Raw genomic sequence first — 15,308 nt, 5'->3', positions numbered from 1 at the left:
ACGCCCCTCGTGGCGGTTGTGTGTCGTGCCCCACACTGGATGCCGGTGCCATGAGTCATCGGAGCGCGGCCCCGGCCCCCGGGGTCCGGCAGCGATCACCTGGAGGTCGCCCACGTGCAGACCCGGACCGTCATGGAAACCCCGGCGCCGCCGACGCCGCGCGCCAGGCCGGAGACCGGCCCCACCTCCGACCTGTTCCGCCAGTACCTGCGCGAGATCGGGCGCATCCCGCTGCTCACCGCCGCCGAGGAGGTGGAGCTCGCCCGGCGCGTCGAGGCGGGGCTGTTCGCCGAGGAGCGCCTGGCCCGCGCCCCCGACCCGGACACCCGGCTCGCCGTCGACCTGGACCGCCTGGTCGTCATGGGCCGCACCGCCAAACGCCGCCTGATCGAGGCCAATCTGCGGCTCGTGGTCTCCGTCGCCAAACGCTACGTGGGCCGCGGCCTGACCATGCTCGACCTCGTCCAGGAGGGCAACCTCGGGCTGATCCGGGCCGTCGAGAAGTTCGACTACACGCGCGGCTACAAGTTCTCCACGTACGCCACCTGGTGGATACGCCAGTCCATGTCCCGCGCCCTGGCCGACCAGGCGCGCACCATACGCGTCCCGGTCCACGTCGTCGAGCTGATCAACCGCGTCGTACGGGTCCAGCGCCGGATGCTCCAGGAACGGGGCTGCGAACCCAGCCACGAAGAGGTCGCCGCCCAGCTCGACCTCACCCCCGAACGGGTCGGCGAGATCCTGGGCCTGGCCCGCGAACCCGTCTCGCTGCACGCCCCGGTCGGCGAGGAGGAGGACGTCTCCCTCGGCGACCTCATCGAGGACGGCGACGCCGCGTCCCCCGCCGAGTCCGCTGCCTTCCTGCTGCTGCGCCAGCACCTGGAGGCGGTGCTCTCCACCCTCGGCGAACGCGAGCGCAGGGTGGTGCAGTTGCGCTACGGGCTGGTCGACGGACGGCCCCGCACCCTGGAGGAGATAGGGCGCATCTTCGGCGTCACCCGCGAACGCATCCGCCAGATAGAGTCCCGCACCCTCACCCGGCTGCGCGACCACACCTCCGCCGAACAGCTCCGCGGCTACCTCGACTGACGCGCGACGCGCGCACGGCCGGGGCAGCCGCGGAACCGTTTACTGACCCTCGGGCCCGGCCGGGCTCAGTCGACCTCGGCGACCGCCTGGGCGAACTGCGCCGCGTACAGCCGCGCGTAGGCGCCCTCGGCCGCCAGCAGTTCGTCGTGCGTGCCCTGTTCCACGATCGAGCCGTTCTCCATGACCAGGATGACGTCGGCGTCCCGGATGGTGGAGAGCCGGTGCGCGATCACGAAGCTCGTCCGGCCGTGGGCCAGGCCCGCCATCGCCTTCTGGATCAGCACCTCGGTCCGGGTGTCCACGGAGCTGGTCGCCTCGTCGAGCACCAGTATCACCGGGTCGGACAGGAAGGCCCGCGCGATGGTGATCAGCTGCTTCTCGCCCGCGCTGACCCCGGAGCCCTCGTCGTCGATCACCGTGTCGTAGCCGTCGGGCAGGGTCCGGATGAAGCGGTCGGCGTGGGCGGCCCGCGCCGCCTCCTCGATCCGCTCCCGGCCGACGTCACCGGGCGCCCCGTAGGCGATGTTCTCCGCGATGGTCCCGCCGAACAGCCAGGTGTCCTGGAGGACCATGCCGATGCCCGAGCGCAGGTCCGCCCGCGACATCTTCGCGATGTCCACGCCGTCCAGCGTGATCCGGCCGCCCGTCACCTCGTAGAACCGCATCAGCAGGTTGACCAGCGTCGTCTTGCCGGCGCCCGTGGGACCGACGATCGCCACCGTGTGGCCCGGTTCGACGTGCAGCGACAGGTCCTCGATGAGCGGCTTCTCCGGGTCGTAGCGGAACGCCACGTTCTCCAGCGCGACGCTGCCGCGCAGGATGCCGGGGTGCTGGGCCGCGCCCTTCGCCGGGTCGGGCTCCTGCTCGTCGGCGTCCAGCAGCTCGAAGATCCGCTCCGCCGACGCCACCCCGGACTGCACCAGGTTCGCCATCGAGGCGACCTGGGTCAGCGGCATCGAGAACTGCCGCGAGTACTGGATGAACGCCTGCACATCGCCGATCGACAGCGCGCCGGAGGCCACCCGCAGGCCGCCCACCACGGCGATCAGCACATAGTTCAGGTTGGACACGAACATCATCAGCGGCTGCATGATCCCGCTGTTGAACTGCGCCTTGAACCCGGCCTCGTACAGCGCCTCGTTCTGCTCGGCGAAGTCCCGCGCGGACTCCTCCTGCCGGCCGAAGACCTTCACCAGGGTGTGCCCGGTGTACATCTCCTCGATATGGGCGTTGAGCTTGCCCGTCACCTGCCACTGCCGCACGAACTGCGGCTGCGAGCGCTTGCCGACCCGCGTCGCCACGACCACCGAGAGCGGCACCGTCACCAGCGCGACCAGCGCCAGCAGCGGCGAGATCCAGAACATCATCACCAGCACGCCGATGATCGTCAGCACCGAGTTGATGAGCTGGCCCATCGTCTGCTGCATCGTCTGCGAGATGTTGTCGATGTCATTCGTCGCCCGGCTCAGCACCTCGCCGCGCTTGGCACGGTCGAAGTACGACAGCGGCAGCCGCGACAGCTTGGTCTGGATGTCCTCGCGCAGCTGGAACACGACCCGGTTGATGACCCGGATCGACAGCCGCGTGGACACCAGCATCAGCAGCCCGGCGCCGACGTACACCGCCAGCGCCAGCAGCAGGACGTCGCCCACCGCGCCGAAGTCGATGCCCTGCCCCGGCGTGAAGTCCACCGACGCCAGCATGTCGGCCAGATCGCTGTCGCCGCGGCGCAGACCCTCCACGGCCTGCTCCTTGGTCGTCCCGGCGTCCATCTCGCGGCCGATGACCCCCGCGAACACCAGGTCCGTCGCCTTGCCGAGGATCTTCGGGCCGACCACCGAGAGCCCGACGCTGAGCGCGACCGCGAGCAGCATCACGTACAGCGTGTTCTTCTCGGCGGCGAAGCGCTTCAGCAGCCGCTTGGAGGACCCCTTGAAGTCCATGGACCGCTCGGTCGGCGCCCCGCCCGCCATCATGCGTCCGCCAGGCCCGGCCATTACGCGGCCTCCGCTTCCGTCAGCTGGGAGAGCACGATCTCCCGGTACGTGTCATTGCCGGCCATCAGCTCGTGGTGCGTGCCGGTGCCCACGACCCGACCCTCGTCCAGCACGACGATCCGGTCCGCGTCGCGGATCGTGGACACCCGCTGGGCCACGATCACCACCGTCGCCTCCGCCGTCTCCCGCCCGAGCGCGGCCCGCAGCGCCGCGTCCGTGGCGTAGTCCAGCGCCGAGAACGAGTCGTCGAAGAGATAGATCTCCGGGCGCTGCACCAGCGTCCGCGCGATCGACAGCCGCTGGCGCTGACCGCCCGAGACATTGGTGCCGCCCTGCGCGATCGGCGCGTCCAGGCCGTGTTCCAGGTCCTCGACGAACTCCTTCGCCTGGGCCACCTCCAGCGCGTGCCACAGCTCGGCGTCGGTCGCGTCCGGATTCCCGTACCGCAGGTTCGTCGCCACCGTCCCGGAGAACAGATACGGCTTCTGCGGGACCAGGCTCACGATCTTCGACAGCAGCACCGGGTCGAGCGTCCGCACATCCGTCCCGTCGACCAGCACCTGGCCGTCCGTCACGTCGAACAGCCGGGGCACAAGACCGAGCAGCGTCGACTTCCCGCTGCCCGTGGACCCGATGATCGCGGTCGTCTCGCCCGGCCGGGCCACCAGGTCCACCGACCGCAGCACCGGCTCCTCGGCGCCCGGATAGCGGAAGTCCGCGCCGCGCACCTCCAGATGCCCGTGGGCGCGCAGCTCGCGGACCGGCTCGACGGGCGGCACGACGCTGGACTCGGTCTCCAGGACCTCCTGGATACGCTCCGCGCACACCTCGGCGCGCGGCACCATCATGAACATGAAGGTCGCCATCATCACCGACATGACGATCTGCATCAGATAGGCGAGGAACGCGGTCAGCGCGCCGATCTCCATCCCGCCGCTGTCGATGCGGTGCGCGCCGAACCAGACGACGGCGATCGACGACACGTTCACGACCGTCATCACCGTCGGGAACATCAGCGCCATCAGCCGGCCCGTCGACAGGGCCACGTCCGTCAGCTCGGTGTTGGCGCCCCGGAAGCGCTCCTCCTCGTACGCGTCCCGCACGAAGGCGCGGATCACGCGGTTGCCGGTGATCTGCTCGCGCAGCACCCGGTTCACCGTGTCGAGCCGCGTCTGCATCAGCCGGAACAGCGGACGCATCTTCCGCACGATCAGACTGACCGCGATCCCGAGCACCGGCACCACCGCCAGGAGCACCGCCGAGAGCGGCACGTCCTGGCCCAGCGCCATGATGATGCCGCCGACGCACATGATCGGCGCGGACACCATCAGCGTGAACGTCATCAGCACCAGCATCTGTATCTGCTGGACGTCATTGGTCGTACGGGTGATCAGCGACGGGGCGCCGAACCGTCCCACCTCGCGCGAGGAGAACGACTGCACCCGGTCGAAGACCGCCGCCCGCACGTCCCGGCCGAGCGCGGAGGCGGTACGGGCGCCGATGTACACGGCGCCGATGTTGCAGACCACCTGGGCGACGCTGACGACGAGCATCACGCCGCCGTACCGGAGGATGTAGCCCGCGTCCCCCCGCACGACACCGTTGTCGATGATGTCCGCGTTGAGGGTCGGGAGATAGAGCGTGGCGCAGGTCTGCAACAGCTGCAGAACGACCAGCACCGCGAGTGGTTTCTGATACGGACCGAGATAGGCCCGCAGGATTTTTATGAGCACGCGTGTCTCTCGGAGTCGGCGAAGATCGGAGTCGGCGTAGGTCGGGGGAGCCGACCCATCTTCCGGTACCGCTTGCCGGGACCGCGAACGGTTTTGTTCAAGTCCAGGTCAAAAAACAGACCCGGTCCATAATTTCGCGGTCCTCTCCGCACTCAGGGTGCCAGGTCGAACGCGCCCGGGTGGATCTGGTCCCGCGTCGCGATGTACTGCTGGCGCACCGCCTGCCCCACCGCCAGCTCCTCGCCCGGCTCCAGCACCTGCGCCGCCGCGCCCCGCCAGGCCGGGGGAGTGCGCCCGTCGAGCGCCCCCTGCGAGACCCCCAGCGCCCAGGCGGCCTGCCGGGCCGCGCCCAGCGCCGCGTACTGGGCGGGCTGCGGCACGACCACCTGCGTGCCCAGCAGCGCCGGGGCCAGCTGCTGTACGGCCGGCAGCTCGGCCGCCGCGCCCAGCAGGAACACCCGCCGCACCGCCACGCCCCGGCCGCGCAGCACGTCGAGCGCGTCCGCCAGCGAGCAGAGCATCCCCTCGAACGCGGCCCGCGCCAGATGCTCCGGCTTCATCGACTCCCGCCGCAGCCCGCACAGCGTCCCCGCGGTGTGCGGCAGCCGCGGGGTGCGCTCACCCTCCAGGTACGGCAGGAGGACGAGCCCCGAGGAGCCCGCCGTCGACTTCAGGGCCAGCGCGGACAGCGCCTCCAACCCCTCCACGTCCAGCATCTCCGCGGTGCCGCGCAGGGCGCGTACGGCGTTGGACGTATGCACCACCGGCAGATGCATGCCCGTCGCGTCGGCGAACGAGGTGATCATCCCGCTCGGATCGGCCAGCGCCTCGTGGTGCACCGCCATCACGGACCCCGAGGCCCCCAGCGACACGATCGCGTCCCCGACGCCGACCCCCAGGCCGAAGGCCGCCGCCATGATCTCGCCGGTACCGGCGGAGATGAGCAGCCCCTCCGGCGTCGTCCCGGCCGCGTCGGACGGGCCCAGCACCTCGGGCAGCGCCGCCTGGTGCCCGAGCGCCAGCTCCACCAGATCCGGCCGGTAGGACTCCGTCCCCGCCGACCAGTACCCCGTCCCGGACGCGGCGCCCCGGTCGGTGGTCCGCCGGGCCGGACGGCCCAGCAGCTGCCACACCAGCCAGTCGTGCGGCTGGAGCACCGCCGCCACCCGCTGCGCCTGCTCCGGCTCGCTCCGGGCCAGCCAGCGCAGCTTCGCCACCGGCTGCGCGGCCTGCGGCACCGCGCCGACCGCCTCGGCCCAGGACTGCCGGCCGCCGAGCCCGTCGATCAGATCGGCCGCGGCGGCCTGCGCCCGCTTGTCGTTGCCGAGCAGCGCCGGGCGTACGAGGTTGCCCTGGTGGTCCAGCGGGACGAGCCCGTGCTGCTGCGCGGAGACACCGATCGCCTGCACCCCTTCGAGCAGCCCGCCGGTGGCGGCCTCACCGAGGGAGAGCAGCCATGCCTGCGGGTCGACCTCGGTGGCCCTGGCCTCGACCGGATGCGCGGCGTACCCCTCGCGCAGTACGGCGCCCGTGTCCGTATCGCAGACCACGATGTGTGTGAACGCGGAAGAACTGTCCAAGCCGGCGACTATGCCCATACACAGATTCTGCCGCACCCCCGGCGGTTTGCCGTACCGGAGACGCGGCAGAAGCGTGGGCGGGCCCGGGGGGCCTGCTAGGTGTTCGTCGTCCCCCAGTCGTCCTCGACGCCGTTCCCGGCCCCGCGCCCCCGGAACGACCGCACCCGGTCGGTCACGGAGGGCGGCACCTTGTCGCCGACCTTCTCGCCCACCGCGTGGTACGCCTTGCCCGCGAACTCCCGGCCGCTCTGGGCCGCGGTCTCGCAGGTGTTGCGCACGGCCGGGTTCTGGGCGAACTGGCGCGCGGACTTCTTCAGCTGCTCGTAGCGCTCCCGCCCGGCCCGCGTGCCGAGCACGTAACCGACGGCCAGTCCGGCGATGAACGTGAGCCGGTACCGCATGGGTGCCACCCTTCCTTCGCTCCGTGCGACGTGTGCTGCCCGCCTACCCGCAGACGCCCGAGATCACCCCGGCCGATACCGATTGGCAAAGCACCCCCCTGCTTGCGCTAATGTATGTGTCGCAGCGAGCGCGCGCCGCCCGGCATCCGCCAGGCAGGTGCGTTCGAGGCACCGCAGCAATCCCCTGTAGCTCAATTGGCAGAGCAGCCGGCTGTTAACCGGCAGGTTACTGGTTCGAGTCCAGTCGGGGGAGCGCGATCCCCTGTAGCTCAATTGGCAGAGCATTCGGCTGTTAACCGGAGGGTTACTGGTTCGAGTCCAGTCGGGGGAGCCAACGGACGAGGACCCCGTACGGGGTCCTTTTTCGTGTGCCAGGAACCGCCCGGCGAACCCCGCCGTCTTCATGGTCATCAGCAGCCGGCCAACCGCAGCGGGAGATCGTATGACCGGCTATGCTGCGGCAGACGGTGCGCACACATGTACGCGCCACGCCGAGACGGGGCGGTAGCTCAGCCGGTTAGAGCAGCGGACTCATAATCCGTCGGCCGTGGGTTCGAGTCCCACCCGCCCCACCTGATTGAAGAACCGGTTCCTCTGTGTAACCAGGGGAGACGGCGCGGCCCCCGCCGAGGCGGGGGCCTTTTCTGTGGCTTCACAGGCCGATGGTTCCGTCGATGCGTTCTCGGAGCAGGTCGGCGTGGCCGTTGTGGCGGGCGTACTCCTCGATCATGTGGATGAGCACCCAGCGCAGCGATACCGTGCCGCGCCAGGTGTCCTCGCCCTCGACGTCGAGATCGGGGGCCCGTGCGGTGAAGTGCTCGGCGAACGCGACCTCCGTGTGCCATGCCTCCCACGCGGCTTCGACGACCTCCGGGCCGGGGCGGGCGCCTTCGAAGTCTCCGTCGGGGTTGGCGGCGTCGGAGAACCGGGGCGGCGCGGGTTCTCCCGCCAGGACCTGCCGGAACCAGCGCCGCTCGACGTCCGCGAGGTGCCGCACCAGCCCGAGCAGCGACAGCGTGGACGGTCGCACCGACCGCAGGACCAGCTCCGGCCCGAGACCGGAGCACTTCAGCCGCAACGTCACACGCTGGGCCGCCAGGACGTCGGTCAGCATCCGGCGTTCGCCGTCGGTGCCGGGGCTCGCGAACCGGCTTTCGCTCTCCGGGCCGGCGAACAGGTCGCCCCGGCGCCTGGGGCGGGTCACTCCGAGCATCGTTCACCGCCGCGGTTCTTGACGGCGTGGACGAGCCGCATGCCGTGCGGACCCTCCGTGTCGTCGTGGACCTCCAGGCCGGCCGTGCGGCACTGCTCGGTCAGCCAGTCCGCGGCGATGCGCAGCTTGGGGTAGCTGCCGACCTGCTGGGTCCAGGTGTCTCCCGACCGGGTGTGCAGGAGGTCGTGGACCATGACGGTGTCGTGCTCCACGTACTCCAGGAAGCAGGTGAGCACGCGGTCCTCGTCGCTGCGGACGGGGATGAAACGGTCGGTGCCTTCCAGGCGCAGGGAGAGGTCGCGGTAGGTCGCGACGAACCGGCCGCCCGGCGCGAGGGCGTCCGCCACGTCGGCCAGGAGCCTGGTCACGTCGGCCTTGTCCGGAAGGTGTGGCAGCGTGTCGCCCATGCACACCACCGCGTCCACCGTGCCGGGGCGGGCCACGCGCCGGAGCGTGCCGCGGATGTCGCCGTGGACGGGGGAGATCCCGGTCGCGCCCTCACCCCGCGCGTGCAGCGCGAGTTCGTCCAGCAGATCCTTGCTGGTGTCGACGGCGACCACCGACGCGAAGCCGATCCGGGCCAGTGCCAGCGACTGCTGGCCCGGCCCGCACCCCAGGTCCACCGCCAGGCCCCCGTCCGGCCCCGGCCGCACGCCGAGGCGCCGGAGCAAGGTCTCCTGTTCGGCGGCGAGGCCGCCGATGTCACCGCCGAGCATCCAGGTGTACTGCGCGGCGAGTAATTGGTCGTAGTGAACGGCTGCACTGGTCAACGGAGATCCCGCCTCTGTGATTCGGTGACATGCTCAGGGTTCTGTTCGACGGCGTTCCCGGCCGCGACGCGTCGCTCCTGCCAGGCGTCCTCCCTCTGGCGGATGAAGGCCGGCAGCACGAGCAGGCGCCGGAACGGGGTGATCGCGGCCAGGTAGAGGCGTCCGAGCAGGCCGTTGGGTCTGACCAGCACCGCCATGCGCAGCTCGTGCCCGCCCTGCGCGGCCGGTGTCCAGCCGAGGTGCATGACGGCGTGGACGGTCCTGTTCGCCAGCTCCAGGGCGCACTCGTCGTCGAGTACGTAGACGGGCGTGAGCGGACCGAGCCCGGCGCCCGGTCCGGGGGTGGTCGCGCGCAGGTCGTCGGGAAGCCGGTCGAGCACCGCGCGCCCCCGGCCCCCCGCTCCCGCGCCGGGCCCGTCCCAGCCGAAGAGGGCGCCGAGCTTCCGGCGCACCGCGAACAGGGCCCGCACCGGCAACGGGCTGCGCCGCCGTGCGCGCATGGCCGTGAGGGCGGCGGGGAAGTCGTCCGCTCCGGCGCCGGGGGTGCGGATGGTCCACAGATCCTCGACCTCGAAGTCGCGCGTGAGCGCGTGAATCCGCCAGGGAAGCGCGGCATGCGCGTCGTTGGGGAGTCTGGTGGCCACGATCGGCTCCCTACCGTTCCCGGTGGGGGAGGGGCCGGTACGACGCGCGCTCACGTGCGCCGAAGCCTGTGCCGAAGTCGGCGGAACCCATGGTCATCGCGCTGCCTCCGTCTTGTATACGGTAGCGTATAGATCGAGCGTAACGCTGTTTATACGGCGGCGTATACTCGTCGAAATGTGAGGTGGGACACACGGTGGCTACGGTCCGGACCCCGCGTGAACGATGGATCGAGGAGGGCCTGCGCGCCCTGGTCGACGGCGGCCCCGACGCCGTCCGCATCGAGGTGCTGGCCAAGCGGCTGGGTGTCACCAAGGGCGGCTTCTACGGGCACTTCGCCCACCGCGGCGCACTGCTGGAGGCCATGCTGGACACCTGGGAGCGGGAGAGCACCGACGAGGTCGCCCACCGCGTCGATCGCGAGGGCGGCGATGCGCGGACCAGGATCAGCCGGGCGGGCGCGCTCACCTTCTCCGGCGATCGGCTGCTGCCCATCGACCTCGCGATCCGCGCCTGGGCTCGCAACGACGAGGCGGTCACCGAGCGGCTGCGCCGCGTCGACAACCGCCGCATGGCCCTGCTGCGCGAAGAGTTCGGCACGTTCTGCGCCGACCCGGACGAGATCGAGGCGCGCAGCCTGCTCGCCTTCTGTACGGCCATCGGCGCCCACTTCCTGGCCGCCGACCACGAGGGCCGCAGCCGCGGGCAGGTCCTCGCCCTGGCCGCCGACCTGCTCCTGGACCGCGCAGGCCACCGCGCCGGTCACCACGGGGGCGCCGCTGAGGCCGAGCCCGTAACTCCGCCCCGGAACTGACGGCGGGCCGAGGGGCCGCGGCGCCGGTCGGTACCATTTCGCGTGACCGAACCCCTGACCGAACCCGCCGAGGGCGGCCCCGAGCCGGCGCCCCGTGCGCGGATATTCGCCGATGTGACCCCGCTGCGGACCTCCCCGGACTACCGGCGGCTCTGGTTCGGGAACACCGTCTCCTGGGTGGGCCAGGGCATGACCGCGCTCGCGGTCTCGCTGCAGGTGTACGACCTGACCGGGTCCGCGTTCTCCGTGGGGCTCATCGGCGCCTGCTCGCTGGTGCCGCTCGTCGTATTCGGCCTGTACGGCGGGGCCGTCGCGGACACCGTGGACCGCCGCAAGCTCGGGCTCGCCAGCGCGCTGGGCTCGTTCGTGCTGTCGGTGCTGCTGGTCGCGGTCACCGTCGCCGGCCTGGAGCGGGTGGAGGTGCTGTACGGGGTCGTCGCGCTCCAGGCCGTCTGCTTCGCGCTCAACTCGCCCGCGCGCAGCTCGATGATCGCCCGGCTGCTGCCGGCCGAACAGCTGCCCGCCGCCAACGCCCTGAACTCGATGACCAGCACCACCGGCGCCCTCGTCGGGCCCATGCTCGGCGGGCTCATCGTCGGGTGGTGGGGGTACCGCGCCGCCTACGGGGTCGACGCCGTTGCCTTCACCGCCTCCCTGTACGCCATGTGGCGGCTGCCCTCGATGCTGCCCGAGCGCGAGGCGGCGGCGGGGCGGAAGCGGGCCTCCGTGCTGGACGGGCTGCGGTTCCTCGGGACCCGGCCCAACCTGCGGATGACCTTCCTCAGCGACCTGTGCGCCATGGTGCTCGCCCAGCCCCGCGCCCTCTTCCCGGTCGTCGCCGTCCTCTGGTACGGGGGCGACGCCAAGACCACCGGGCTGCTCGTCGCCGCGCCGGGGCTCGGGGCGCTGCTGGGCGGGGTGTTCTCCGGATGGCTGGGGAACGTCCGGCGGCACGGGCTGGCGGTGATCGTCGCCGTCGGCTGCTGGGGCGCGGCCATCGCCGTCTTCGGGCTCACCCGGCAGCTCTGGCTCGGGCTGCTGTTCCTGGCGCTCGCCGGCGCCGCCGACAACACGTCCATGGTCTTCCGCAACACCATGCTCCAGGCGGCCGTCCCGGACGAGCTGCGCGGCCGGCTCCAGGGGATCTTCATCGTGGTCGTCGCCGGCGGGCCCCGGCTGGGGGACTTCATCGCCGGGTCCGCCGCCGATCTGACCTCCCCCGGCCTCGCCGTGACCGGGGGAGGCATCGCCTGCGTCCTCGCGGTGGTGCTGCTGGCGCTGCGCTGGCCCGCCTTCACCCGGTACGACGCGCGCGACCCCCAGCCGTAGCGGCCGGGACGGCAGCCGCTACGACACGTCCTCCAGCCGGGGCGGTTCGCCGGCCGTCGTGCCGTTGTCGAACAGGGAGAACGGCGCGCCCTGCGGGTCCGTGAGCGCGGCGAACCTGCCGAACGGGATCGTCATCGGCCCGAACCGCAGTGTCGCGCCCAGCGACTTCGCCTTCTCCACCGCCGCGTCGCAGTCGGCCACCGAGAAGTACACGTTCACGTACGAGGGCATGTCCGGCGGGAAGTCGTCCGTCATGCTCATCCGGCCCAGCACCGGGTCGGCGCCCAGGTCGTAGAGCGTGAAGTCGACCGCGTCGTCCGCCATGCGCTTCACGCCGTAGCCGAAGACCGCGGGGAAGAAGGCGTCCGCCTTCGCCGGCTCGCGGGTGAAGATCTCGGCCCAGTTGTAGGAGCCGGGCACGGTCCGCGCCTCGAAGCCCTTGTGGGTGCCGGGCTGCCAGACGCCGAAGGTCACCCCGCCCGGATCGCGGGCCAGCACCATCGTGCCGAACTCGCCGACCCGCATGGGCTCCACCAGCACCGTGCCACCGTGCTCGCGGATCTCCGACGCGGTGGCCGCCGCGTCCGGCGAGGCCAGGTACAGGCACCAGCCGGGTGGCATCCCGCCGGGGCCCGGCGGGATCAGCGCGGCGACCGCCTTGCCGCCCAGATACGCCTGGGTGTAGTTGCCGTACTCGGCCTGCGTCTCGCCGAACGTCCAGCCCAGCAGCTCACCGTAGAAGCGTTTCGCGCCCTCCAGGTCGGGGAACGTCGCGTCGGCCCAGCACGGTGTGCCCTTGGTCGCTTCTGCGGGCATCGTCGGTCATCTCCTCGCGTGAGCGGGCTGCCCCCTCCCTCACGCTAGCCACCCTTCACGCCCGCTGCCCGTCGGCGGCCGGGCCGGCCACCGAGCGGGCCGTGCCCAGCTCCACCAGATCCTGCGGACGCAGCCGGAGCTGGCCGGCCGTGGCCCGCACCTCGTCCGGGGAGCGCTTGAGGATCGCGGCGGCCAGCTCCGGCGCGATGACGGAGAAGTAGCCGTCCGGGGTGACATGGGTGTTGTCCGGCGCGGCCAGCGCCAGCGCACCGCCAGAGCCGCCCTCGCCGATCACCAGCGTCGTCACCGGCACCCGTGCCGCCGCGATCGCCGCGAAGGCGTCCGCGATGGCCGCGCCCGCACCCGAGCGCTCCGCCTCCGCGTCGTTGGCCGCGCCCGGCGTGTCCACCAGCGTGAGCACCGGGACGCCCAGCCGGTCGGCGAGCCGGATCACCCGGGCCGCCGTGCGGTAACCGGCCGGCCGGGTCGCGGTGCCGCACTGCGCCACGTACGCCACCGGGCTCCCCGCGCGCAGCCCGAACCCGCACAGCAGCCCCGCGTCGGTGCCGCCGCAGCGGTCGCCGCTCAGCGGCAGCCGCGCCTCGAAGTAGGCGTCCAGATAGGCGCCGGCGCGCGGCCGCTCCGCCGACCTGGCCCGCTCCACCGCCTCCCAGCCGGTCCGGGGCAGGTCGGTCGCCCCGAGCGCCGCCGGAAACGGGGCCGCCGGGAGCGGCGTTGCGTGGTGGCCGAGCAGGCCGAGCCAGCGCCCGACCGTGTCCGGCAGCTCCCCGGCCGGCACGACCGCGTCCACCGAACCGGCCGCGAGCTGCCCGGCCGCCTCGTACGCGGCGGGGTCGGCGTCGGCCGGACGCACCCGCGAACCGGCGAACCCGATCTGCGCGCCGGGCAGCGCCAGGATCACGTCCGCGCCCGCGCCCAGCGTGGCCCAGCCGCCCCCGGTCGTCGGGTCCCGCAGGACGGCGAGCTGCGCCGGGCCCGCCGCCCGCAGCCGGGCAGAGGCGCTGGCCACCCGCTGGAGCTGGGTCAGCGCGATCATGCCCTCCTGCATCCGGCTGCCGCCGGTGGCGATGAGCGAGACGAGCGGCAGCCGCCGGGCCAGGGCCTCCTCGTACGCCACCACCAGCTGGTCCCCGGTGCGCTGCCCCAGCGAGCCGCCCAGGAAGCCGAACTCGAAGGAGAGCAGGACGCAGGGGTGCCCGCCGACCTCGGCGGTGCCGTGCACGACGGACTCCCGCTCGCCGGTACGGGCGGTGGCGCGCGCCCTGGACTCCGCGTAGCCGGTCCAGTCGAGCGGGCCGTCGCCGGTGGTGTCGCCGGCCGGGGCGGGCAGCTCGGTGAAGTCGGCGGTGAGCGCGGCGATCGCCTCGCGTGCCGTCAGCCGCTCAGCCATGGAGGGCCCGCTTCATGATCTTCCCCAGGTCGTTGCGGGGGAGCGCGTCCAGGTAGCGAACGGTGCGCGGGCGCTTGTGCGGGGCCAGCTGGGCCGCGACATGGTCCGCCAGCTCGTCGGCGGAGGGCGGGGCGGCGGGGTCGGCCGGGACCACCCAGGCCGTGATGCGCTCGCCGAGATCCGGGTCGGGTTCCCCGGTGACCGCCGCCTCGCGCACACCGGGGTGGTCGAGCAGCGCGTTCTCGATCTCGCCGGCGCCGATCTTGAAGCCGCCGCTCTTGATCAGGTCCGTGGCCTTGCGGCCGACGATGCGCACATAGCCGTCCGGGTCGAGCACCGCCATGTCGCCGGTGCGGAACCAGCCGTCGGCGGTGAGCGCGGCGGCCGTCGCGTCGGGCCGGTTCAGATAGCCGGTGAACAGGTTCGGGCCGCGCACCTGGATCTCGCCGATGGCGTCCGGGTCGGCGAGCGGGCCGCCGTCCTCCTCCACCAGGCGCAGCTCCACCCCGCGCAGCGGCGGGCCGACCGTGCCGGGACGCGGCGCCCCGTCGGCCCGCATGCCCGTGTTCATCAGGGTCTCCGTCATGCCGTACCGCTCGATGACCCGGCGGCCGGTCGCCGCGGCGATGCGCTCGTGGTCGTGGACGGGCAGGGCGGCCGAACCGGAGACGAGCAGCCGGGCGCCCGCGAGCGCCTTCGCCAGACCGGCGGCGGACTCCCGCGGACCGGCCAGCGCCTCCGCGAGCCGGTGGTACATGGTCGGTACGCCGAACAGCATCGTGCCGCCCGAGGCCAGCTCACGGGCGACGCCCTCGGGCGAGAACCGGCCCAGGTGGCGCACCGAGCCGCCCCGGCGCAGGGGGCCCAGCACGCCCAGGATCAGCCCGTGCACGTGGAACAGCGGCAGCGCCTGGACGAGGACGTCGTCGGCGGTCCACTCCCAGGCGTCCTCCAGCGCGTCCAGCGAGGCGGCGAGCGCCCGGCGGGGCAGCACGGCGCCCTTCGGCGGGCCGGTCGTGCCCGAGGTGTAGACGACGAGGGCGGCGGACTCCGGATCCGGCTCGGGGAGCGCGGCCGGGGCGGGGCCGCCCTGCGGGGCGGTGGGGACGTCCAGGCGTTCCAGGCCGGCGAGCGCGGGCGGCAGCTCGTCGCAGGGGGCGGCCAGGACCAGGGTGGGGGCGCTGTCCGTGACGATGTGTGCCAGCTCGCGCCCGCCCGTCCTCGGGTTCAGCGGGACGGCCGGGACCCCGGCCCGGAGGGCGGCCACCACCGCGACGACGGTGTGGGCGGTCGGTGTGGCCCAGACGGCCACCCGGACCGCGCCGGCCAGCCGGGCCGCGAGACCGGCCGTGACTTCGGCGAGGGCGGAGTAGGTGAGGCTGACGTCGTCGAACCGGACGGCTTCGCGGGCGGCCGCCGGAGCGGTCGCGTCCTGGAGTGCGGGCAGAAGTGGCATCACCCTGCGCACCCTAGAGCGATCGGATGCCCCCGGCCCTCGAAAGCGCCTCGAATG

Annotated in this window: 13 protein-coding genes and 3 tRNA genes; 6 read left to right on the top strand and 10 right to left on the bottom strand. The window is 72.5% G+C overall.

Going from position 1 to position 15,308, the window contains the following annotated elements:
- Positions 1-57 precede the first annotated feature (57 nt).
- Complete coding sequence (locus OG710_RS07880) at positions 58-1,089, top strand: RNA polymerase sigma factor (RefSeq protein ID WP_443064319.1); 1,032 nt, start codon at positions 58-60, stop codon at positions 1,087-1,089.
- Positions 1,090-1,154: 65 nt separating this feature from the next.
- Here the strand turns inward: OG710_RS07880 and OG710_RS07875 are convergent, their stop codons facing one another.
- The 4 genes from OG710_RS07875 to OG710_RS07860 all read right to left on the bottom strand — a co-directional run bounded on the left by OG710_RS07875 (position 1,155) and on the right by OG710_RS07860 (position 6,800).
- A complete protein-coding gene (locus OG710_RS07875; RefSeq protein ID WP_111331884.1) occupies positions 1,155-3,086 on the bottom strand; it encodes an ABC transporter ATP-binding protein in 1,932 nt (643 codons plus the stop codon).
- Entirely contained in the window at positions 3,086-4,819 is a 1,734-nt protein-coding gene (locus OG710_RS07870) for an ABC transporter ATP-binding protein (RefSeq protein WP_330238676.1), read from the bottom strand. Before OG710_RS07870 ends, OG710_RS07875 begins: the two co-directional genes overlap by 1 nt.
- 152 nt (positions 4,820-4,971) lie before the next feature.
- Positions 4,972-6,417 (bottom strand): FGGY family carbohydrate kinase, encoded by a 1,446-nt coding sequence (locus tag OG710_RS07865; protein WP_330238675.1) that lies wholly within the window; start codon positions 6,415-6,417, stop codon positions 4,972-4,974.
- A 77-nt stretch (positions 6,418-6,494) separates the two neighbouring features.
- Positions 6,495-6,800: a YtxH domain-containing protein gene (locus OG710_RS07860; RefSeq protein WP_111331891.1), complete on the bottom strand. Its 306-nt coding sequence runs from the start codon at positions 6,798-6,800 to the stop codon at positions 6,495-6,497.
- A gap of 180 nt (positions 6,801-6,980) precedes the next feature.
- Here OG710_RS07860 and OG710_RS07855 point away from each other — a divergent pair.
- The 3 genes from OG710_RS07855 (at position 6,981) to OG710_RS07845 (ending at position 7,372) form a co-directional block, all read left to right on the top strand.
- Positions 6,981-7,053: transfer RNA gene (locus tag OG710_RS07855), tRNA-Asn, on the top strand.
- Between the two features lie 5 nt (positions 7,054-7,058).
- Positions 7,059-7,134, top strand: a tRNA-Asn gene (locus OG710_RS07850).
- A 164-nt stretch (positions 7,135-7,298) separates the two neighbouring features.
- A tRNA-Ile gene (locus OG710_RS07845) sits at positions 7,299-7,372 on the top strand.
- 80 nt (positions 7,373-7,452) lie between these two features.
- On the opposite strand, the gene OG710_RS07840 is transcribed toward OG710_RS07845, so the two are convergent.
- From OG710_RS07840 to OG710_RS07830, 3 genes are read right to left on the bottom strand one after another with little or no spacing between them, the layout of a single operon-like run.
- Positions 7,453-8,013, bottom strand: a complete 561-nt coding sequence (locus OG710_RS07840) for a DinB family protein (protein WP_330238674.1) — start codon at positions 8,011-8,013, stop codon at positions 7,453-7,455.
- Positions 8,001-8,783 carry a class I SAM-dependent methyltransferase gene (locus OG710_RS07835; protein WP_330238673.1) on the bottom strand — a complete coding sequence of 261 codons (783 nt, stop codon included), beginning with the start codon at positions 8,781-8,783 and terminating at the stop codon, positions 8,001-8,003. The genes OG710_RS07840 and OG710_RS07835 overlap by 13 nt, the downstream gene beginning before the upstream one ends.
- Positions 8,780-9,427 carry a DUF2867 domain-containing protein gene (locus OG710_RS07830; protein WP_330238672.1) on the bottom strand — a complete coding sequence of 216 codons (648 nt, stop codon included), beginning with the start codon at positions 9,425-9,427 and terminating at the stop codon, positions 8,780-8,782. Before OG710_RS07830 ends, OG710_RS07835 begins: the two co-directional genes overlap by 4 nt.
- A 194-nt stretch (positions 9,428-9,621) precedes the next feature.
- Between OG710_RS07830 and OG710_RS07825 the strand changes: the two genes are divergently transcribed.
- Both OG710_RS07825 and OG710_RS07820 read left to right on the top strand, forming a co-directional pair.
- Positions 9,622-10,239 carry a TetR/AcrR family transcriptional regulator gene (locus OG710_RS07825; protein WP_330238671.1) on the top strand — a complete coding sequence of 206 codons (618 nt, stop codon included), beginning with the start codon at positions 9,622-9,624 and terminating at the stop codon, positions 10,237-10,239.
- Positions 10,240-10,293: 54 nt separating this feature from the next.
- Positions 10,294-11,568 (top strand): MFS transporter, encoded by a 1,275-nt coding sequence (locus tag OG710_RS07820; RefSeq protein WP_443064318.1) that lies wholly within the window; start codon positions 10,294-10,296, stop codon positions 11,566-11,568.
- A gap of 18 nt (positions 11,569-11,586) precedes the next feature.
- Here the strand turns inward: OG710_RS07820 and OG710_RS07815 are convergent, their stop codons facing one another.
- Genes OG710_RS07815 through OG710_RS07805 form a run of 3 tightly spaced genes read right to left on the bottom strand, consistent with a single transcriptional unit; the run spans position 11,587 to position 15,251 of the window.
- Positions 11,587-12,384 carry a VOC family protein gene (locus tag OG710_RS07815; RefSeq protein ID WP_330238669.1) on the bottom strand — a complete coding sequence of 266 codons (798 nt, stop codon included), beginning with the start codon at positions 12,382-12,384 and terminating at the stop codon, positions 11,587-11,589.
- A gap of 55 nt (positions 12,385-12,439) precedes the next feature.
- Complete coding sequence (locus OG710_RS07810; protein ID WP_330238668.1) at positions 12,440-13,795, bottom strand: carboxyl transferase domain-containing protein; 1,356 nt, start codon at positions 13,793-13,795, stop codon at positions 12,440-12,442.
- Positions 13,788-15,251 (bottom strand): acyl-CoA synthetase, encoded by a 1,464-nt coding sequence (locus OG710_RS07805; protein ID WP_330238667.1) that lies wholly within the window; start codon positions 15,249-15,251, stop codon positions 13,788-13,790. The genes OG710_RS07810 and OG710_RS07805 overlap by 8 nt, the downstream gene beginning before the upstream one ends.
- Positions 15,252-15,308 lie beyond the last annotated feature (57 nt).

The organism is Streptomyces sp. NBC_00525 (assembly GCF_036346595.1).
Taxonomy (GTDB): Bacteria; Actinomycetota; Actinomycetes; order Streptomycetales; family Streptomycetaceae; genus Streptomyces.
Note: the sequence above shows the minus strand (reverse complement) of the source record. Positions and strands in the feature narration are given on the sequence as shown.